Here is a 19,946-nt window from a genome sequence, read left to right as displayed (position 1 = left end):
CCGCGGCGCCCTCACATACGTCGAATGAGGAGGTCGGCCTTGTGGAAGAGCCCGACCGTCGTGGCATGGAGCAGGTCGCCGAACGACGACGGTGCCTTACCGGCCTGGGCCCGCGCGTGGGTGCCCTCCAAGATGATGCCGGTCTTGTAGCAGGCGAGCACGCCATACCACCCGATCGCATCGAGGTCACGGGCCGACCCCTCGGCGTAGCGGGCGACCATCTCGTCGATGCTCGGGAAGCCGTCCCAGGGCACGACGCTCACCGCGGTGGGTTGACCGCCCGCCTCCGGCCAGAACGCCATGATGAGGCCCAGGTCGATGAGGGGGTCGCCGATGGTGGCGAGCTCCCAGTCGACGACGGCGGCGAGCTCGGGACCGTCGTGGCGATACATGACGTTGCCGAGGTGATAGTCGCCGTGGATGATCCCGGGTACGAAGGTGGTCGGCCGGTTCGCCTCGAGCCAGTCGCCCACCGCTTCGAGATGCGGGATCTCCGGCGCCCAGGAACCGCCGAGATCGCGGTACGAGTCGAGCTGCGATCGCCAGCGCGGCACCTGACGCTCGAGATATCCGTCCGGCTTGCCGAAGTCGGCGAGGCCGACGTCGACATGGTCGATCCGGCCGAGCGCCGAGGCCGCATCGACCAGCGCGAAGCCCATCCCCCGTCGAATCGACGGGTCCGCGGCGTGCAACGCCGGGAGGCCGGTCGTCGGCGTGAATCCGTCGACGGGTTCCATCAGATAGAAGGCCGCGCCGAGCACCGACTCGTCGGGCTCTGCCGCGATCAGTGCCGGATGAGGGACGTCGCTCCCGGCCAGGCCGGCCAGCACCCTCGCCTCTCGCCGCATCGTCTCGTCGCTGTTCTTGCGCTTGTGCTCCGGTGGTCGCCGCAGGACGTAGGGCCGTCCATCGCGCACGAACCGCAGCAGCAGATTCTGGGTGCCGCCGGCCAGCGGGGTCACGTCGCGTAGCGGGCCGGTGCCGAGGCCCTGCCCGTCCATCCAGTCGCACAACACCTCGACATCGACCACCGAGGGATCGACCGGATTCTCCCGCTCCTCCATGTCGCCGGCCGCGCTCAGACCGGGAGGTCGCCGGTCGCGGCCCGGGTCGTACCGTGATCCTTGTAGGCGGCGATCGTGCGCTGGGCTATGCGCATCTGGTGGACCTCGTCGGCGCCGTCGGCGAAGCGCGCCCAGCGGGCGTGTTGGTACATGTGGGCGAGCGGCGTGTCGGTCGAGTAGCCGAGCGCACCGTGGACCTGGATGGAACGGTCGATGATCCGGTTGAGCGAGTTCGCCACGAAGTGCTTCGCCATGGAGACCTCGGACTTGAAGTCGTCGCCGGCATCGATCTTCGATGCCGCGTGGAGCACCATCAACTTGCACTGGTAGAGCTCCATCGCCGAATCGGCGATCATCCACTGGATGCCCTGCTTCTCCGCGAGGATCGAACCGTGGCTGTACCGATCGAGCGAGCGGGCCACCATCATGTCGAGGGCGGTCTCGGCCTGGGCGATCCAGCGCATGCAGTGGGCCAAGCGGGCCGGGCCGAGCCGATACTGACCGAGCATGTGGCCCTGACCCCGTCCGCCCAGCATCTGGCTCTCGTGAACCCGAAGGTCCTCGATCAGGATCTCGGAGTGCCCCGTGCCGCCGTGCATCGTCTCGATCTGACGCACCTCGTTCCAACCCTCGCTCGGCAGGTCGACCAGGAACGCGGTGTTCGCCGCCTGCGGGAGGTCGGGGTCGTCCTCGGTGCGGGCGACGAGGATCGCGAAGTTCGCGCGATGGGCGTTGGAGATGAACCACTTGTGGCCGTTGAGCACCCACTCCTCGCCGTCCTGGTAGCCGGTGGTTCGGATCAGCGTCGGATCGGACCCGGCGACCTCGGGCTCGGTCATCGCGAAGCACGACCAGACGGTGCCCTCGCACAGCGGCCGGAGGTACTTCTCCGCCTGCTGCGGGGTCGCCCAGTGCAGCAGCGTGTGCATGTTGCCCTCGTCGGGAGCCTGACAGTTGAGGACCCACGGCCCGTAGTACGACTTCGCCGCTTCGGCCTGGACCATCGCCAGCGCGACATGTCCCAGTCCCATGCCGCCCCATTCCTCGGGCATGTGCGGCAGCCACAGACCCTCGGCGTGCGCTTTCCGGCGGAGACCGATGAGCATCTCCAGCCGCTCCCGGCCGTCCAGCGGCTCTGCGCCGCCATGACCCTCGATGGCTTCCTCGGCCGGCTTCACGACGTCGTCGATGAAGACCCGGACGCGATCGCGGATCGCCTCGTGTTCGGGGCTGAGGGTGAAATCGATGGCCATGCCGCTCGCTCCTGATCGGGGAACCCGACGTTAGCGAGCGTTCACTTCAATGGCGAGAGCGGCAATCTCCGTGAGCTGCGCCGGGTCCGTCGACGTCGGGACGAGATACACCTCGTCGCAGCCCGCCGCCTCCAGGCGCCGGAGACCCTCGACGACTTCGTCGATCCCGGCGGCGGTGGCCATACCGGCCATCATCTCCGCGCCGTCATGCCCGAAGACCGACAGATAGCGGTAGGCGTAGTCACGCAGCGCCGACCCCGCGTCGGCATCGAGCGAGTACCAGAAGCTGGTACTCAATCTCGGTGCGTCGGTTCGTCCGGCCGCCGCCCACGCGTCGCGTATCGCCTGGAACGACCCCTCGTGGTCGTCGGTACCGGGCGAGAGCGTGAAGCCCATGTTGCCGTCGGCCCATGCGGCGGCCCGAGCCGTCGACAGGGGGCCCATCGCGCTGGCGTAGATCGGCGGACCGCCGGGCTGCACCGGCGCAGGGCCCACGGCCGGCGCGCCCTCGTGGGGGGCTCCGCCGCTCCAGAGTCGGCGGAGCTCGGCCACCTGATCGTCGAGCGTCTGGTGCCGTCGTCCGAACGGCCGCTCCGCGCATCGATAGTCCTGGTCGCGTCCGCCGACGCCGACGACCACGTCGACCCGTCCACCCGACAGCACGTCGAGCGATGCGAGCTTCTTCGCCATGAGCGCCACCGGATGCATCGGCAGGATCACGAGCGTCGGAGCGATGCGAATCCGCTCGGTGCGGGCGGCCGCATACGACAGCGTCGTGTGCATCTCGAGATTGTCGAAGGCGATCCGCTCGCCCACCGCCAGGCTGCGAAACGGTCCCTCGTCGAGCGCCGCACACCAGTCGTTCATCAGGCCGCGATCCAGGCCCGAGGCCATGGTCGGCAGTGTCATGGAGAGATCCATCGCGGCCTCAGGCGTCGAGGTAGCGGGTGACGGCGACCATCGATCCGATACCCGAGACCACCACGGCGATTGCGAGGACCAGCAGGCTCGTCGACAGGTACTCGCTGTCGGACACCCGCAGACCCTGCATGAGCTCGAGGGAGTCGGCGTCGCCGAGTCCCTCGATCACCTGGGTGTTGAGGAAATAGAGACCGACCCACGCACCCAACGCGCCGAGGACGGCCTGGGAGAGGCCCTCGAGCATGAACGGGATGCGGATGAACCAGTTGGTCGCCCCGACCACCTTCATGATCTCGATCTCTGCGCCGCGGCTGCGGATCGCGCTCACGACATTGGTGAGGATCAGCAGCGTCGCCGCCACGAGCAGGAAGATCGAACCGATCAGGAAGACGCGGCTCACGTCGTCGGCCGTGCGCTGGATCTGACGGATGGTCTTGTCGGCCGAGACGACATCGCGCACACCGGGCCGACCGTCGAACTGGGTGACGAGTTCCTGCACGACATCGGCGTCGGGATTGGCCGGCACCACGCGATACGACGGCGGCAACTTGTCGGGGGTGACCACGTCGAGCATCTCGGGCACGTCGGCGAACAGGTCGCGGAACTCCTCGTAGGTCGCCTCCTGGTCGACATAGGTGAAGCTCTCGATTCCCGGATTGTCGAGGCTGTCGCGGATGTTGGCGTCCTGTTCGGGCGACGCGTCCGGGTCCATCCAGACCACGAACTCGATGCCGCCTTCCCACCGGGCGGTCGCGTTGTCGACCGCGTAGTTGAAGAGGAAGAAGCCACCGAACAGCCACAGCGACACACCGATGGTGATGATCGTGGCGAACGACAGCATGAAGTTGCGAACCAGGTTCTGGCCGGTTTCTCGCAGTGCGTAGACGGGGCTGATGGCCATGACCGCCCCCCTACTCGTAGACGCCGCGGGCCTGATCGCGCACGATCACCCCTCGGTCGAGTTCGATCACGCGGCGACGCATCGTGTCGACGATGCCGCGGTCGTGAGTGGCCATGACAACAGTGGTGCCCGTGCGATTGATCCGGTCGAGCAGCTTCATGATGCCCACCGAGGTCTGCGGGTCGAGGTTGCCGGTGGGCTCGTCGGCGAGCAGGATCAGCGGACGGTTGACGAAGGCGCGCGCGATCGAGACGCGCTGCTGCTCGCCGCCCGACAGCTCCGAGGGGTAGTTGTCGATCTTCTGCGACAGACCGACCAGTTCGAGGATGGCGGGGACCTGCTTGCGGATCACGGCCCGTGGCTTACCGATCACTTCGAGTGCGAACGCGACGTTCTCGGCGACGGTCTTCTTGGGCAGGAGCTTGAAGTCCTGGAAGATGTAGCCGATGTTGCGGCGCAGGTAGGGAACCTTCCAGGAGCCGAGGCTGCTGATGTCCTTGCCCGCCACGAAGATGGTGCCGTGCTCGGGCGTCTCCTCGCGGTTGAGGAGACGGATGAAGGTCGACTTGCCCGAGCCCGACTGGCCCACGAGGAAGACGAACTCGCCCTTTGCGATGTCGACCGTGGCATCACGAACGGCGACGACGTCGCCCTTGTAGACCTTGGTCACGTTCTCGAGTTTGATCATGCCGATCCTGGGGAGAAGTGGGTCGCCCGAACGCCAGAAGCTATCAGCGACGGGCGTCGAAACTGTGGCACCTCGCTCCTCGTCACTACTGCGACTCGGCCCTGGCGCGGGTCCATCGCAGCCACGCCTCCATGAACGGTTCGACGTCACCGCCGAGGACCACATCGACCTGGGCCGTCTCGTGCTCGGTCCGCAGGTCCTTGACCATCTGGTACGGCTGCATCACATAGCTGCGGATCTGGCTGCCGAAGCCCACGTTCTGCTGCTCACCGGTGATGCCGGCGATCTCGTCGTCGCGCTTCTTGCGCTCGAGATCGAGGAGCTTCGACGCCATCATCTGCATGGCGCGGTCCTTGTTCTGGTGCTGGCTGCGCTCGTTCTGGCAGCTGGTGACCAGGCCCGTGGGCAGGTGGGTGATGCGCACCGCCGAGTCGGTCACGTTGACGTGCTGACCGCCGGCGCCCGAGGAGCGGTAGGTGTCGATGCGCAGCTCCTTCTCGTCGATCTCGATCTCGGAGGAGACCTCCTCGAAGAACGGCGCAACCTGCACCGCGGCGAATGCCGTCTGCCGCTTCCCTTCGTTGTTGAACGGCGAGATCCGCACCAGGCGATGCACGCCGTGTTCGGCCTGCATGAGGCCGTAGGCGTGGCGTCCCTTCAGGATGAACTCGACATTGTTGAGGCCGGCCTCGGTGCCCTCGGACACCGCAGTGATCTCGACGTCGAACCCGCGACGATCGGCCCAGCGGTTGTACATCCGCATGAGCATCTCGGCCCAGTCCTGCGCATCGGTGCCGCCCTCACCCGACTTGATCTGGCACACGGCGTCGCGCTCGTCGAACTCACCGGTGAACAGCGAGCGCATCTCGAGCCCGTCGAGTTGTGTCTCCAACGCGGCGGCCGCCTCGGCGATCTCGCCCTCGAGGGACGCGTCATCCTCCTCACGGGCCATCTCGTGCAACGTCTCGACGTCGTCGAGCTCCCCGGACAGTCGGTGATAGAGGTCGAGGTCCTCGTTGACCGACGCGAGCTCCGATGTGACGGCGCGCGCCCTCTCCTGGTCGTCCCAGAGGTCGGGCCGCGACGCCTCCGCTTCGAGCTGGGGTTGGCGTTGCTCGAGTTCGGCAACGCGAAGGTAGCCGGAGGCCTCGACGAGGCGGGTACGGATCGCGGCGAGTTGTTCGGTGAAGTCCTGCATGATGTGTCGTCGGTTCGGACGGGAACGACCCCGGCACGGAACCTGATGGTCGAAGCTACTCGGACCCGCCGGGACGGCCGTGACACGCCTTGTACTTCTTGCCGCTGCCGCAGGGGCAGGGCTCGTTACGCCCGACCTTCTCGAGGTCCGACTTCACGACCGGCGTCTTGCTCGGTGCCTCGGCGGGCTTGACGGCCGGCGGCGCGCCCGCGGTCGGGATGGCGGAGCTCTTCGTGCCGGCGCCCGCTTCCTGCTTCTGCTCGGTGACACCGGCCAGCTCCTGCTGGTCGTCGGCCGGCGTGTTCTGGACCGCGACCTGGACGTGCATCACGTACTTGACGAAGTCCTGGGCGATACCGGTCATCATCTGACCGAACATGTCGAAGCCCTCGCGCTGCCATTCGGTGGCCGGATCCCGTTGGCCCATCGCCCGCAGGTGGATGCCCTCGCGCAGGAGATCCATCTCCTTGAGGTGTTCCCGCCAGCGCTGATCGATGATGCGCAGCATGACCTGGCGCTCGACCTGACGCATGACGTCGGGGCTCAGCTCTGCCTCACGCTGTTCGTAGTGCGAACCACCGATCTCCCAGAGCAGATCCTCGAGCTGTTCGATCGTTCGACACGAAGCGAGTTCGGCCGCCGAGACCTCGCCGGGCCAGAGGGTGCTGATCTCGGTCGCCAGTCCCTCCAGATCCCATTCCTCGATGATCTCGCTGACGCAATAGGTGGCGACAGCGCCCTCGATGGCGTCCTGGAGGTACTCGAGCGCTTCGTCGCGCAGGTCGGCGCCATCGAGGATCTGTCCGCGACGCTTGTAGATGACCTTGCGCTGCTCGTTCATCACCTCGTCGTACTTGAGGACGTTCTTGCGAGTCTCGGCGTTGCGCGCCTCGACGGTGTTCTGGGCGCGCTCGATGGCCTTCGTGACCATCTTCGCCTCGATCGGCACGTCGTCGGGCAGAGCCCGATCCATCACCCAGTTCATCGCCCCCGTGGCGAAGAGCCGCATGAGCTCGTCTTCGAGCGAGAGATAGAACCGGCTCGCACCGGGATCGCCCTGGCGACCCGAGCGGCCCCGCAGCTGATTGTCGATGCGGCGGCTCTCGTGACGTTCGGTGCCGAGCACATAGAGGCCGCCGAGGTCGAGGACCTTCTGCTTCTCGGCCTCGGTGGTCGCCGTGTGGGCGGCGAGACGCTCCGCGTAGCGGGCCTGACCCTCCTCGCTGTGCAACTCGAGACCTTCGGCGCGCACGTCACGCTCGGCGAGACCCTCGGGGTTGCCACCCAGCAAGATGTCGACACCACGACCGGCCATGTTGGTGGCGACCGTGATCGACCCGAGGCGGCCCGCTTGGGCGACGACCTCGGCCTCACGGGTGTGCTGCTTCGCGTTGAGGACCTCGTGGGGGATGCCCCGCTTCTCGAGCTCGCGTGAGAGCTTCTCGGACTTCTCGACCGACACCGTGCCGACGAGCACCGGCTGGCCGATCTCGTGCTTCGCCGCCAAGTCGTCGACGCATGCTGCGAACTTGGCGTCCTCGGTCTTGTAGATCAGGTCGCCTTCGTCGACACGGGCCAGCGGGCGATGGGTGGGCACCGGGATCACGTGGAGCCCGTAGGTGCTCACGAACTCCGACGCTTCGGTCTCGGCGGTACCGGTCATGCCGGCGAGGCGGTCGTAGAGCCGGTAGTAGTTCTGCAGGGTGATAGTGGCGAGGGTCTGGTTCTCCTCCTTGATCGCCACTCCCTCCTTCGCCTCGACCGCCTGATGCAGGCCGTCGGACCAGCGGCGACCGTCGAGCACACGGCCGGTGAACTCGTCGACGATCTTCACCTCTCCGGCCTCGATGATGTAGTCCTTGTCGCGCTTGTAGAGCTCCTTGGCCCGCAGGGCGGCCTGGAGCTGGTGCACGAGGTTGGCCGACACCTGGTCGTAGAGGTTCTCGACACCGAGCGCCCGTTCGACGGCATGGATACCGGCCTCGAGCGGCGCGACGGTCCGCTTCTCCTCGTCGACCTCGTAGTGCACGTCGCGCTGCAGACCCCGGGCGATCGACGCGAACTTGACATAGAGCTTGGCCGCATCCGCAACCCGACCCGAGATGATCAGCGGCGTTCGCGCCTCGTCGATCAGGATGGAGTCGATCTCGTCGACGATGCAGTAGTGATGGCCTCGCTGCACCTGCTTCTCGCGCGACATCGCCATGTTGTCGCGCAGATAGTCGAAGCCGAACTCGTTGTTGGTGCCGTAGGTGATGTCGCAGGCGTATTGCGCACGCTTGAACGCGGCGTCACGGTTGCCGGGAATGATCAGCCCGACGTCGAGCCCCATCCAGCGATGGACCTGACCCATCCATTCGGCGTCGCGACTGGCCAGATAGTCGTTGACCGTGACGACGTGGACACCCTTGCCGGTGACCCCGTTGAGATAGATCGGGAGCGTCGAGGTGAGGGTCTTGCCCTCGCCCGTCTTCATCTCCGCGACCCAGCCGAGGTGCAGCGCCGCGCCGCCGACGAGCTGGACGTCGTAGTGTCGCTGGCCCAGAACCCGCGACGCGGCCTCACGGACGACGGCGAACGATTCGATCAGCAGATCGTCGGGTTCCTCGCCGTTGTCGAGCCGGTTGCGGAACTCTGCGGTCTTCGCCTGCAACTGTTCGTCGCTCAGCGCCTGCATCTCCGGCTCGAGGGCGTTGATGTCGGGGACCAGGGCCTGAAGGGCCTTCAGCTTTCGGCCTTCGCCGCTGCGCAGAACTCGATCGAAGATGCTCATGACTTGCGCAACTCTACCCACCCGCCGCGGGCATCAGGGGTCGATCAGCCGACTCCGAACTGCGTAGAGGACCGCTTCGGTCCGCGAGGCCAGGTGCAGCTTCTCGAGGATGTTGCGGACATGGTTGCGCACCGCATGGTTCGTCAACCCGGTGGCCTCGGCGATCGCGTCGTTGTCCGCTCCGTCGGCCATCGCTTCGAGCACGGCGACCTCTCGCGAGGTGAGCACCCCGTGGGCAGGACCGGCGGACTCGTAGGGTGCGGCGTCGACCCTGCGGGCGAGCACGGCGAACTCCTCGAGGAGGCGACCCGCCAACGACGGCGACACGAAGCTGTGGCCCCGCGCCACCTGACGGGCCGACGCGGCAATGTCGGTGATCGACGTCTCCTTGAGCAGATAGCCGGCGGCGCCGGCCTTGACGGCCTCCAGCAGATCGTCGGTCTCGTCGGAAACGCTCAGCATCAGCACCCGGGTCGACGGTGCCGCCTCGACGATCCGACGGGTCGCCTCGATCCCGTCCATCCCCGGCATGCGCACGTCCATCAGGACCACATCGGGAGCCAACGACACAGCGGCGTCGACGGCTTCGATCCCGTCGGAGGCCTCGGCGATCACCTCGAGGTCCGGGGCGGCGTCGAGTTCCATCACCAAGCCGCGACGAAAGAGCGCATGGTCATCGACCACGAGGACACGGAGATCATCGGGCCGACCGGGCATGCCCTTCCTGTCGGCTGCGGGGCGCCGGGTCTGAAGGGGCCCGATCGGCGGGTCAGTCGGCTTCGTCGATCAGCCCGACATCGCCATCGTCGCGCATGTAGACCACCGCGCTGCGACTGGTCTCACGATTGATGAAGAAGAAGAACCCGTGACCGAGCTCCTCCATCTTCTCGACGGCCTCGATCGGATCGAGCGGAGCCAGATGGAAGCGCTTCGTCCGCACGATCGAGGGCATCACGTCGTCGTCGTCCGGCTGCTCCGGTTCGGCAACCGCCACCGCCACGGCAGCCGCATCGTCGGCAGCCGCACGCAACGACTCGCCGGTGCCGTGTTGGCGTCGCTGGATCTTGGTCCGCAGCTTGCGGATCTGACGCTCGAGTTTCGCTTCGGCGAGGTCGATCGCGGTGAAGGGGTCGGGCGCATCGACCTTGGTGCGGAGATGGTGCCCACCGCCCTTCAGATGGATCTCGCAGAACAACTTGTCGGAGATGCGAGGATTGCGGGCCTCGTCGAAGTGGACCTGAGCAGACTCGAGATCCACCAGGTACCGATCGAGTTCGCCGATCTTCTCCTGGATCACCTCCTCCAGTCTCGGCGTGATGGTCACATGCCGCGCACTGATGGAGACATCCATTCTTAACCTCCGGTTGGTCTGGTTGTGGCCAGATGGTAGACGGCAGCGGGTGCATCCGCAGACACCGGCGACGCGACGGCATGGGTGGCGGCCAATCCCCGCACCTGACCGGCGCCGTGATCGCGCAGGACCGCGGCCGCGGCCCGCAAGGTGGAACCGGTGGTCACCACGTCGTCGATCAACAGCACGGTCGGACCGAACCGCATGCGTCGGCCGGCAGCTCCGAACCGGGGGCCGAGCAAGCGCCCCTCGCGCCCGCGCGATGTCTGCGGCTCGTCGTCGACACGTCGCAACGCCCTGCGGACCGGCATGCCGAGACGCCGGGCGACGGCGCGGGCCAACAACTCGCCCTGGTCGAAGCCGCGCTGTCGGCGACGGGCCGGCGACGCCGGCACCCAACTCACGAGGTCGGCCGAGGGAGCGACCGCCACCATCGCCTCCGCCAACTCGGTCACCACCGTGGTGGCGCGACCGTACTTGAGCTCTCTCACGAGATCGGCGGCCGCACCGCTGTGGGCCCAGACCGCGACAACAGCGAGTCCGGCACCGAGATCGAGCACTGCGTGGTCGTCCATGTCCGCAAGCTACGACGCCGGTGTGACACCGGGCGCCGCGTGGACCACCTCAACCGAGCAGGTTGCCCAGGTGTTTCGCGTCGATGTGGCCGGCCTCGTACATCCAGACGAATGTCTCGCGGAAGGTGTCGGCGATCGGGCGGAACTCCACTCCCGTCACCTCGGTCGTGGCCGAGTCGTCGCCAGGTCGCGAGTTGAACATGTAGTCGTAGCCCTCGCTCGTGACGACCAGATCGATGCCGATCCGCTTCGCGACGTCGCCCAGCTTTCCCCAAACCCAGAAGATCGGGCGCGGCAGCGGGAAGCTCTTGGCCGACCCGAGCACCTCGGCGATGACGCCCTCGAGATCGTCGGAACTCAGATAGGTACCCATGGCCAGCAGCCGATGCGGACCACGACCGGGATGCATCGATGCGGCCATGATCTCGGCGAGATCCCGCACGTCGACATAGCTCCCGCTGAAGCCCTTGGACTTCGGGAGCCCCTTCTCGAGCCACACCTTGTACGACGCCAGATTGATCGACTCGTTCCAGTCGTCGGGCCCCATGATCCCGGACGGATAGATGGTGACGACGGGGAGGCCGTCGTCCTGGTAGCTACGGGCCAAGCGCTCGCATGCCGCCTTCGTCCGCCCGTAGGCGCCGAGACCCCTGACCGGATGATCCGCGGTCACCACGTCGGTCTCGAACGGGAACAGCGCGGCGACCGACGACACGTGCACGATCGGGTCACAACCGGCGTCGACGGCTTCGCCCAGCACATTGGTGGCGCCGACCAGATTGACCCGCTCCATCTCCGCCTCGGCGGCAGGACTCGTCGCAACCACCGCCGCCGTGTGGACCACGGCATCGCACCCGTCGACCGCGGCCCGAACCGAGGCCCGGTCGGTGATGTCGCCCGCGACGACCTCGATGTCATCGGTGTCGACGCCCATCTGGAACATGAGCGGCCTGACCTTGCTCGGCGTGCGGGCCAGTGCCCGGATCTCGTGCCCGTCGGCGAGGAGCCGCCGGACGACATGACTTCCGACGAAACCCGTGGCCCCGGTGACCAGGACCTTCACGACTCGGCCCCGGGAGCGAACATCAACTCGATGAGGTGCGACCGGTGGCCCGGTGTCGAGCGCGTCTCGATGTCGGCGTGACGCGCCCGGATGAGATCGTCGGCCAGCGCGTCGGTGAACAACCAGAACTGGTTGTCCCTGATCGCGTGCAGAACCTGGGCAGCGACGACCTCGGGGGCCATCTGGGCCGCATAGGCGTCGGCGATCGCGGACGCCGAATCGCCCAGCGCACCGCTCCCGGCCCCCTCATCGGTCTCGAGGTCGGGCCCGCCCTCGCGGAATCGCTCCGGACGGTTCCGTTCGCTCGAGACGATGTTGGTCGCGACGAACCCCGGGCAGAGACAGGTGACCCCCACGCCGGTGTTTCCCTCGAGCATCTCCTGTTGCAGCGTCTCGGTGAAACCGGAGACCGCGTGTTTCGAGGTGTTGTAGGCGCCCATCCCCGTCGAGGTGAGATGTCCGGCGATCGACGCCGTGTTGACGATGTGTCCGCTCCCCCGTTCGAGCATCGCCGGGAGGAAGGCCTTCACGCCGTAGATCACTCCCCAGAGGTTGACACCGAGTGTCCACTCCCACGCCGACAGTTCGATCATCGAGATCGGTCCCCCGCCCGCGACTCCGGCGTTGTTCATGACGATGTCGGCCGGACCGAACGCCTCGGCACAGCGGTTCCGGAGCGACTCGACCGAATCCCATGACGAGACATCACAGATCACGCCGATCGCCTCACCGCCGGCAGCCTCGATCTGGGCGACCACCTCGTCGAGCGGTGGCTGCTCGATGTCGGCGACCACCACCCGGGCGCCCTCGGTCGCCAGCGCGATCGCCGTCGCCCGGCCGATGCCGCTGGCGCCGCCGGTGACGACGGCGACCTTCCCTGCAATCTCGTCCACTCTCGGCCCCCTGGTCGTGCGGTCGACAACGCCCGCATCATAGAGTCCGACAGTGGCCCACCCCGAAGGCGACCACCGCATCGACCGGACCCGGCGCGCTCCCTGCGACCGAGGGTGATGTCGGCTCAGTCGGGGTCGATGTAGACGGGGGGACGCTTCTCGAAGAATGCCTGCACGGACTCGACCTGGTTGGGCGAGCCGATCAGCGCGCCGATCTCGTCGCGTTCGGCCTGGAACTGGGCGTTCAGGTCGAGGCCGACAGCCCGGTTGACCAGGCGCTTTCCGGCCCGCACGGCGTCCGGACTCTTCGACGCGAGGGTGGCGGCCAGCTCCATCGCCGCCGCGTGGGGATCGTCGGCGACGTGCGTGGCGAGCCCGATCTCGACCGCCTCGGGGCCGTTGACCTCTCGACCGGTCCAGATCAGCTCCTTGGCCCGATCGGCGCCGATGAGCGCCGGCAGCAGCGACGTGATGGTCATGTCGGGGCTCAGGCCCCACCGGATCTCGAGCACCGACATCCGCACGTCCGGGGAGACTAAGCGGATGTCGGCCCCCACCGCGAGCTGGCAGCCGGCGCCGAACGCGACCCCATGGACGGCCGCGATCACCGGCACCGGTAGCTCGTGCCAGCCCCAGACGGCCTGCTGAGCGAGATGCGTGACATGGGCGCGGCCGGTCTCGAGCCGACCGATCGAGCCGGTGCTCGTTGCCCCTTCTTCGCCACCGTCGTCACTGCCGCCGGCCATCGCCTGGAAGCCGGAGAAGTCGAGTCCGGCGCAGAATGACGGTCCGTTGCCCGACAAGACCACGGCGCGCACCGCAGTGTCCGTGGCGAGCTCGTCGGCGGCCTCCACGAGGGCGGCGAACATCTTTCCGTCCATCGCGTTCATCTTGTCGCCGCGGTCCATCCGCACATCGGCCACGCCGGCAACGACGTCGATCGTCACCCGCTCGCTCACGACGCGGCTCCCGGAGCGAGGGCGGCGAGCACATCGTCGTCGACGGCCCCCTGCCCCTGTTCGGGGTGCAACGGATGAATGCAGACGTGGGTCGCGCCGGCGTCGGCGTGTTCGGCCAGTCGGGCCTCGATCCGGTCGACATCGCCCCATGCGATGAGGCCGTCGACCAGCTTCTCGCTGAGGCCGTCGATGTCCTCCTCGGAGAATCCCATCGCCAACCACGCATTCCGGTAGCCGGGCGCCCGCGAGTAGAACTTCAGCACCTTGGCCCCGGTCGTGCGGGCCAGTCCGGCGTCGTCGGTGAGCATCACCTTCTGCTCGACGAAGAGTCCGGCGTCAGGCCCCATCACCTCGCGCGCCATCGCGGTGTGGTCGGGGGTGGTGTTGTACGGGTGGGCACCGGCCGTACGCGTCGCTGCCAGCTCGAGCATCTTCGGGCCGAGGGCCGCCAGCACACGCGGCACCGGGTCGGCCGGAGGCACCGACGTGTAGAGCGCCTCGTCCATCGCATCGAGGTAGGTGCGCAGGAACGAGAGCGGCTTGTCGTACTCGATGCCGCGGACCTTGTTGACGATCGCGGGGCTCGACACGCCGAGACCGAGTGTCATTCGTCCACCGGTCTGCTCCGCCACGGTGTTGGCGCCTTGCAGCATCACACCGGGATGCCGGTTGTAGATGTTGGCGATCCCCGTCGCCAGGCCGAGGGTCGACGTCGCCGCGCCGATGGCGGCGAGCTGGGCGAACGGATCACGCCCGAACGTCTCGCCGACCCACAGGGTCGAGTAGCCGAGCCCCTCGAGTCGGGGGCCGAGGGCCCGGATCTGCTCGCCGGTCAGCCCCTCGGGCGCCAGCCACACTCCCCTGTCACATGCAGTCATACCCCGAAACCTACGATCTCTGACCGCCGAGTCGCGCATTGCGCGACTCGGCGGTCAGAGATCAAGGGAATCAGTAGCGGTAGTGGTCCGGCTTGTAGGGGCCTTCGGCGGGGATCCCGAGGTATTCGGCCTGGGAGTCGGTCAGCTTGGTCAGTTTCACGCCGAGTGCGTCGAGATGGAGACGGGCCACTTCCTCGTCGAGCGTCTTGGGCAGCACGTGCACGCCCAACTCGATCGAGTCGGCGTTGGCGTGGAGCTCCATCTGGGCGAGCACCTGGTTGGTGAACGAGCACGACATCACGAAGCTCGGGTGGCCGGTGGCGTTGCCGAGGTTCAGCAACCGACCTTCCGAGAGCACGATGACCGAGTGCCCGTCGGGGAAGACGAACTCGTCGACCTGCGGCTTGATGTTGACGCGACGGACGTCGGACATCTTGAGCAGACCGGCCATGTCGATCTCGTTGTCGAAGTGGCCGATGTTGCCCACGATGGCCTGGTGCTTCATCTTCGCCATGTGGCCGGCGAGGATGATGTCCTTGTTGCCGGTGGTGGTGATGAAGATGTCGGCGGTGTCGATGACGGCTTCGAGCGTGTTGACCTCGTAGCCGGTCATGGCGGCCTGGAGCGCGCAGATCGGGTCGACCTCGGTGACGATGACCCGGGCGCCCTGGCCGGCCAACGACTCCGCGCACCCCTTGCCCACGTCGCCGAATCCGCAGACCACGGCGACCTTGCCACCGATCATCACGTCGACGGCGCGATTGATGCCGTCGATCAGCGAATGACGACAGCCGTAGAGGTTGTCGAACTTCGACTTGGTGACGGAGTCGTTGACATTGATGGCGGGGAACAGCAGGTCGCCGGTCTCCATCATCTGGTAGAGGCGGTGCACGCCGGTCGTCGTCTCCTCGGAGACACCACGGATGCCGGGGGCGATCTTGGTGAAGAACTCGCCGTGGCGATTCGCGATGTCGCGCAGGCGGTCGAGGAACACGCCCCACTCCTCGGAGTCATCCTCCTCGGTGTCCGGGATCACCCCGGCCTTTTCGTATTCGAGCCCCTTGTGGACGAGCATGGTGGCGTCGCCACCATCGTCGAGGATCAGGTTGGGTCCGCCACCGTCGGGCCAGTGGAACAGCTGCTCGGTCGCCCACCAGTACTCCTCCAGCGTCTCACCCTTCCAGGCGAACACCGGCGTGCCCTCGAGCTTCTCGGGTGTTCCGGTCGGGCCGACGGCAACCGCCGCGGCCGCGTGATCCTGGGTGGAGAAGATGTTGCAGCTCACCCAACGCACGTCGGCGCCGAGGGCGACGAGGGTCTCGATCAACACTGCGGTCTGGACGGTCATGTGGAGCGACCCGGCGATGCGAGCGCCCTTGAGCGGTTGCTCGTCGGCGTACTTGCCCCGCAGGGCCATGAGACCCGGCATCTCGTGCTCGGCCAGGCGGATCTCCTTGCGGCCGAACTCGGCCAGGCTCAGGTCCGCGACCTTGTAGTCATCAGCTGTCAGTGCCACGCGGGCGCTCCTCTTTCATCGTCGAATCGAGAGCAGGCCGGGGTCAGCTGACACCATCTCGGAACGGCCCGCAGCACACGAGTGTACGGGCCGGAGCGCCCGAGGGGCATGAGTCGGACGCCCTACCCGTCGGTGACGCCTCGAGGGCCGAGCCCGGCGCGAAACATCGTGCCCCACCCATGCAACTCGACCGGGCCATCGGCGGCCGGGATCCACAGCGCCGCGCCCCGGTCGAGCGTGTGTGCGCCACAGGTCGCGTGGCCGGCGGTGCACAGCAGGATGGCCGGGCCCTCGTCGAGGGTCAGCGTGCCGTCGAGCTCGATCCGCTCCAGGGAGAACTCGGGGACAGGGCTGTCGTAGCGCGCCACGCCGTCGACCACGGGAGGACGCTGGACACGGGGTTCGACCGGCGCCGCGTCGACGACCTCGATCAACGCCGCGACATCGACGTGTTTCGCCGTGAGGCCACCACGAAGGACGTTGTCGCTGCTGGCCATGATCTCGACGCCGCTGCCTCGAAGATAGGCGTGGAGGTTGCCCGAACCCAGGAAAAGGGCCTCGCCCGGCCGGAGGGTCACGAGGTTGAGGAGGAGCGCGATCACCACCGCAGGGTCGCCCGGATAGCGCTCCCCGAGGTCGGCCGCCATCGCCCGCTCCGCTGCGTGGGGACCCTCGCCGCGGTCGCGACAGGCGCCCACCACCGATTCGACCAGTGCACCGGCGGCGGCGTGGTCGAGCGTCAGCAGCCACTCGAGCAGACGTGAGAACCCCGCCGGGGTCGGATCGGCCCGGATCATCGAGCGCACGGTGTCGAGCTCCTGCGCCTCGATCGATGCCAGGACCTCGAGCGTCGTCTCCGGCTCGCGCACACCGCAGAGGGCGTCGAACTCGGTCAACGCACAGATCATCTCGGGCTTGTGGGCGCGATCGCGAAACGAGCGGTCGGGAGCGTCGATCGCGACACCCGCTGCCTCCTCCCGGGCGAACCCGGCCCGGGCCTGCGCCGTCGACGGGTGAACCTGTAGTGACAGCGGCTCGGCCGCGGCGATCACCTTCAGCAGGAACGGGAGCGTATCGAAGTCGGCGGCGGCACCGAGCGCTGCGGTCGGGTCGCGTCCGACCACGACGTCGAGCGGCGTGGCGTCTGGGCCGACCAGTGCCGGGCCGCTCGGGTGCGCCCCGAACCACACCTCGGCAACGGGTGTGGCCGTGGCGGGAAGCCCGAGCAGTTCAGGAATCGCCGTCGTCGACCCCCAGGCGTAGTCGCGCAGGACACCCTCGATGAGCTGCACGGCGCTACCCGCCGGTGCGGCGCACCAGTGCCGCCGCCACCGCGTCGGCCAGAAGAACCAGATCGAGGAGTTGGGCGAGCGGGCCGTCACCCTCGGCCACGAACGTGTGGATCTCGTCGAAAGCGTCGTTCAGGAGTTCGACCCCGCCGTCGAGCCCCTCGGGCTCGAAGTCGTGGCGCAGGACGATGACCACCGCACCGCGTTTCGTCGCCTCCGACAGGCGCACGCCGGTCGCCACGTCGACCGGTCCGGTCGGGAGTCGACGGCGGACCGCGGCCACGCCACCGACCCGATCGATCTCCTGCACCCAACGGCGAGACGCATGCTTTCCCATCGCACCGGCGCCGGTGACGATCGCGACCCGGCCGGGGAGCACCGACGCGAGCGCCTCGATCGGCGCGAGGTCGTGATCGAGCGCGGCGTGGCGGGCCTCGAGTTGGGTGGCGACACCCGAGATGGCCGGACTCATGCCGTGGGCGAGCCCCAGACGCTCGAGGAGAACCAGCACCGGCACGATCGACACGCCGAGACCCGCCGCAGGCCCGGCCTCGGGATCGACCGGAACGATCGGCACGCCCCACTCGGTGCACGCCTCGCGCAGCGGACCACCCGAGGTGACGGCGACGACCCGCGCACCCGCCTCCCTGGCCCGACGGACACCGGCGACCGTCGCATCGTCGCCGGAGGGCGACAGCGCGATGGCGAGCGTCGAGTCGTCGACCCAGCCCGGACAGCGGGCACCGGTCGCAACGATGGGGACCGATCCCCTGATCTCGCAGATCGCCTCGATCACGTCGGCGGCGACACGACCACCTCCGACCCCCAGGATCGCGACGTTGGCAATGCCGTCGCGGCTGGGCAGATCATCGACGTCGGCGGCCGCGACGGCGGCGTCGCGCACCTGATCGGGCAGGTGACGAAGTGCATCGAGCAGTTCTTCGGCGGACATGAGCGACGCTTACGCCTCGAAGGTCGGCGCCACTCCGTCGGCCTCTGCCTTGGCGATGAGTCGGGCGTGCTCGGCGTCGTCGACGTCGTCGGCCTCGTCGGGGAGCATGACCGGGATGTCGCCCTCGTGGACGCGGTAGCGCTTCTTCAGCCGCGGGTTGTAGAGGGCGTTCTCGTCGGCGAAGTAGAACAGCGGACCCTTGTCGACCGGGCAGGCAAGGATCTCGAGGAGGCGGGAGTCGAGGGTCATCGTTTCTCAGTCATTCGGGTTCCTCCAGGGGAACGGAATCCACCCAGTCAATCAGCAACCGGGCCCAACGGGTCAGCCGAAGTGCGACCGGACCTCCTCGACACGGGCCGCCACGTCGTCGGCGGTCGCGGCCTCGAGGTTCAACCGCAGCAGGGGTTCGGTGTTGGAGGCGCGAAGGTTGAACCACCAGTCGCCCATGTCGACGGTGAGGCCGTCGAGGCGGTCCTGGTCGGCGTCGGGGTAGGCGCCGGCAACGCGCGTTCGATCACCGCCGCGGCGTCGTCGACCTTCGTGTTGATCTCGCCCGACGCCGCGTAGCGGTCGAGCGTCGACACCAGGTCGGCGAGACCGGCCGGGTGGTTGCTGAGCGCTTCGAGGACGACGAGGGCGGCGATCAGCCCGCTGTCGGCCCGGAAGTTCTCCCGGAAGTAGTAGTGGCCCGAGTGTTCGCCGCCGAACACCGCGCCGGTCTCGGCCATGACCTGCTTGATGAAGGAGTGGCCGACCCGGGTGCGAACGGCGATGCCACCGCCTTCCTCGATCACCTCGGGCACGGTCTTCGAACAGATCAGGTTGTAGATGACGGTCGCGCCCGGATCACGGGCGAGAATCGAGCGGGCGACCAGCGCGGTCGTGAGCGAGCCGGAGATGGCGCGGGCCGTCTCGTCGACGAGGAAGACCCGGTCGGCGTCGCCGTCGAAGGCGAGCCCGATGTCGGCGCCCGTTGCGAGCACGCGCGCCATCAGGTCCTTCTGGTTCTCCGGCTGGATCGGATCGGCAGGATGGTTCGGGAACGTGCCGTCGAGCTCGGGGTACATGTGGTCGAGTTGGAAGGGCAGGCCGGCCATGACCGCCGGGACAACCAGGCCCCCCATGCCGTTGGCGGTGTCGGCCACGACCTTCAGCGGTTTCAGGGCGTCGAGGTCGACGAACGAGTGGACGTGGGCGACATAGCCCTCGAGCATGTCGCGCTCGATGCGCGTGCCCCGGGTCGGCGTCGGCTCGGGGCCCGCCTTGGCCATCTCCTTGATGAGGTCGAGACCGCTTTCCGAGCCGATCGGCGCGGCCTTCGCGAGACACATCTTGATGCCGTTGTAGCCCGCCGGATTGTGCGACGCGGTGAAGACCGCGCCCGGCATGTCGAGCACCCCGGACGCGTAGTACATCATGTCGGTGGCGCAGAGGCCGGCGTCGACGACATCGACGCCGTGATCCATCACGCCCTCGCCGAACGCGGCGACGAACTCCTCACCGTCGGGACGCATGTCGCGTCCCACCACGATGGACGTCGCGCCGTGGCCGGCGACGAAGCGGGCGAATGCTCCACCGATGGCCCGGGCGCCGTCGGCGTCGAATTGGTCGGGGACGGTGCCCCGCACGTCGTAGGCCTTGAAAATCGCGTCGAAGTCGGTCGTCACGTCAC

At 67.7% G+C, this 19,946-nt stretch carries 20 protein-coding genes; all 20 read right to left on the bottom strand.

The features are described 5' to 3' along the window. Positions 1-11: 11 nt before the first annotated feature. On the bottom strand, positions 12-1,064 hold the full coding sequence (locus R2707_02245) for a phosphotransferase family protein (protein ID MEZ5243891.1): 1,053 nt from the start codon (positions 1,062-1,064) through the stop codon (positions 12-14). Positions 1,065-1,078: 14 nt separating this feature from the next. After that, on the bottom strand, positions 1,079-2,317 hold the full coding sequence (locus R2707_02240) for an acyl-CoA dehydrogenase family protein (GenBank protein ID MEZ5243890.1): 1,239 nt from the start codon (positions 2,315-2,317) through the stop codon (positions 1,079-1,081). A 30-nt stretch (positions 2,318-2,347) separates the two neighbouring features. Continuing rightward, positions 2,348-3,226, bottom strand: a complete 879-nt coding sequence (locus R2707_02235) for an LLM class flavin-dependent oxidoreductase (GenBank protein ID MEZ5243889.1) — start codon at positions 3,224-3,226, stop codon at positions 2,348-2,350. Positions 3,227-3,245: 19 nt separating this feature from the next. Beyond that, on the bottom strand, positions 3,246-4,139 hold the full coding sequence (locus tag R2707_02230; GenBank protein MEZ5243888.1) for a permease-like cell division protein FtsX: 894 nt from the start codon (positions 4,137-4,139) through the stop codon (positions 3,246-3,248). 10 nt (positions 4,140-4,149) lie between these two features. Beyond that, entirely contained in the window at positions 4,150-4,827 is a 678-nt protein-coding gene (gene ftsE, locus R2707_02225) for a cell division ATP-binding protein FtsE (GenBank protein ID MEZ5243887.1), read from the bottom strand. A gap of 85 nt (positions 4,828-4,912) precedes the next feature. Further along, the gene (gene prfB, locus R2707_02220; GenBank protein ID MEZ5243886.1) at positions 4,913-6,025 is read right to left on the bottom strand and encodes a peptide chain release factor 2; all 1,113 of its coding nucleotides are present in this window, start codon (positions 6,023-6,025) and stop codon (positions 4,913-4,915) included. Between the two features lie 55 nt (positions 6,026-6,080). Further along, the gene (gene secA, locus R2707_02215; protein ID MEZ5243885.1) at positions 6,081-8,798 is read right to left on the bottom strand and encodes a preprotein translocase subunit SecA; all 2,718 of its coding nucleotides are present in this window, start codon (positions 8,796-8,798) and stop codon (positions 6,081-6,083) included. 33 nt (positions 8,799-8,831) lie between these two features. After that, a complete protein-coding gene (locus R2707_02210) occupies positions 8,832-9,515 on the bottom strand; it encodes a response regulator transcription factor (protein MEZ5243884.1) in 684 nt (227 codons plus the stop codon). A 52-nt stretch (positions 9,516-9,567) separates the two neighbouring features. Further along, on the bottom strand, positions 9,568-10,149 hold the full coding sequence (gene raiA / locus R2707_02205; protein MEZ5243883.1) for a ribosome-associated translation inhibitor RaiA: 582 nt from the start codon (positions 10,147-10,149) through the stop codon (positions 9,568-9,570). Positions 10,150-10,151: 2 nt separating this feature from the next. After that, positions 10,152-10,724 carry a phosphoribosyltransferase family protein gene (locus tag R2707_02200; protein MEZ5243882.1) on the bottom strand — a complete coding sequence of 191 codons (573 nt, stop codon included), beginning with the start codon at positions 10,722-10,724 and terminating at the stop codon, positions 10,152-10,154. A 49-nt stretch (positions 10,725-10,773) separates the two neighbouring features. Beyond that, positions 10,774-11,787: an SDR family NAD(P)-dependent oxidoreductase gene (locus R2707_02195; GenBank protein ID MEZ5243881.1), complete on the bottom strand. Its 1,014-nt coding sequence runs from the start codon at positions 11,785-11,787 to the stop codon at positions 10,774-10,776. Continuing rightward, positions 11,784-12,680 (bottom strand): SDR family NAD(P)-dependent oxidoreductase, encoded by an 897-nt coding sequence (locus R2707_02190; protein ID MEZ5243880.1) that lies wholly within the window; start codon positions 12,678-12,680, stop codon positions 11,784-11,786. Before R2707_02190 ends, R2707_02195 begins: the two co-directional genes overlap by 4 nt. 125 nt (positions 12,681-12,805) lie before the next feature. Continuing rightward, positions 12,806-13,639 (bottom strand): crotonase/enoyl-CoA hydratase family protein, encoded by an 834-nt coding sequence (locus R2707_02185; GenBank protein MEZ5243879.1) that lies wholly within the window; start codon positions 13,637-13,639, stop codon positions 12,806-12,808. Next, a complete protein-coding gene (locus R2707_02180; protein MEZ5243878.1) occupies positions 13,636-14,517 on the bottom strand; it encodes a TIGR03620 family F420-dependent LLM class oxidoreductase in 882 nt (293 codons plus the stop codon). Before R2707_02180 ends, R2707_02185 begins: the two co-directional genes overlap by 4 nt. A gap of 70 nt (positions 14,518-14,587) precedes the next feature. After that, on the bottom strand, positions 14,588-16,033 hold the full coding sequence (ahcY, locus tag R2707_02175; protein MEZ5243877.1) for an adenosylhomocysteinase: 1,446 nt from the start codon (positions 16,031-16,033) through the stop codon (positions 14,588-14,590). Between the two features lie 122 nt (positions 16,034-16,155). Continuing rightward, positions 16,156-17,325, bottom strand: a complete 1,170-nt coding sequence (gene manA, locus R2707_02170) for a mannose-6-phosphate isomerase, class I (protein MEZ5243876.1) — start codon at positions 17,323-17,325, stop codon at positions 16,156-16,158. 4 nt (positions 17,326-17,329) lie between these two features. Next, complete coding sequence (locus tag R2707_02165) at positions 17,330-18,274, bottom strand: SIS domain-containing protein (GenBank protein ID MEZ5243875.1); 945 nt, start codon at positions 18,272-18,274, stop codon at positions 17,330-17,332. Between the two features lie 9 nt (positions 18,275-18,283). Next, entirely contained in the window at positions 18,284-18,523 is a 240-nt protein-coding gene (locus R2707_02160) for a Trm112 family protein (protein ID MEZ5243874.1), read from the bottom strand. A gap of 72 nt (positions 18,524-18,595) precedes the next feature. Further along, the gene (locus R2707_02155) at positions 18,596-18,721 is read right to left on the bottom strand and encodes a hypothetical protein (GenBank protein MEZ5243873.1); all 126 of its coding nucleotides are present in this window, start codon (positions 18,719-18,721) and stop codon (positions 18,596-18,598) included. Further along, positions 18,664-19,941: a phosphomannomutase/phosphoglucomutase gene (manB, locus tag R2707_02150; GenBank protein ID MEZ5243872.1), complete on the bottom strand. Its 1,278-nt coding sequence runs from the start codon at positions 19,939-19,941 to the stop codon at positions 18,664-18,666. The genes R2707_02155 and manB overlap by 58 nt, the downstream gene beginning before the upstream one ends. Positions 19,942-19,946: the final 5 nt, after the last annotated feature.

The organism is Acidimicrobiales bacterium, assembly GCA_041394245.1.
In the GTDB taxonomy this organism is placed as follows: Bacteria; Actinomycetota; Acidimicrobiia; order Acidimicrobiales; family Aldehydirespiratoraceae; genus JAJRXC01.
Note: the sequence above shows the minus strand (reverse complement) of the source record. Positions and strands in the feature narration are given on the sequence as shown.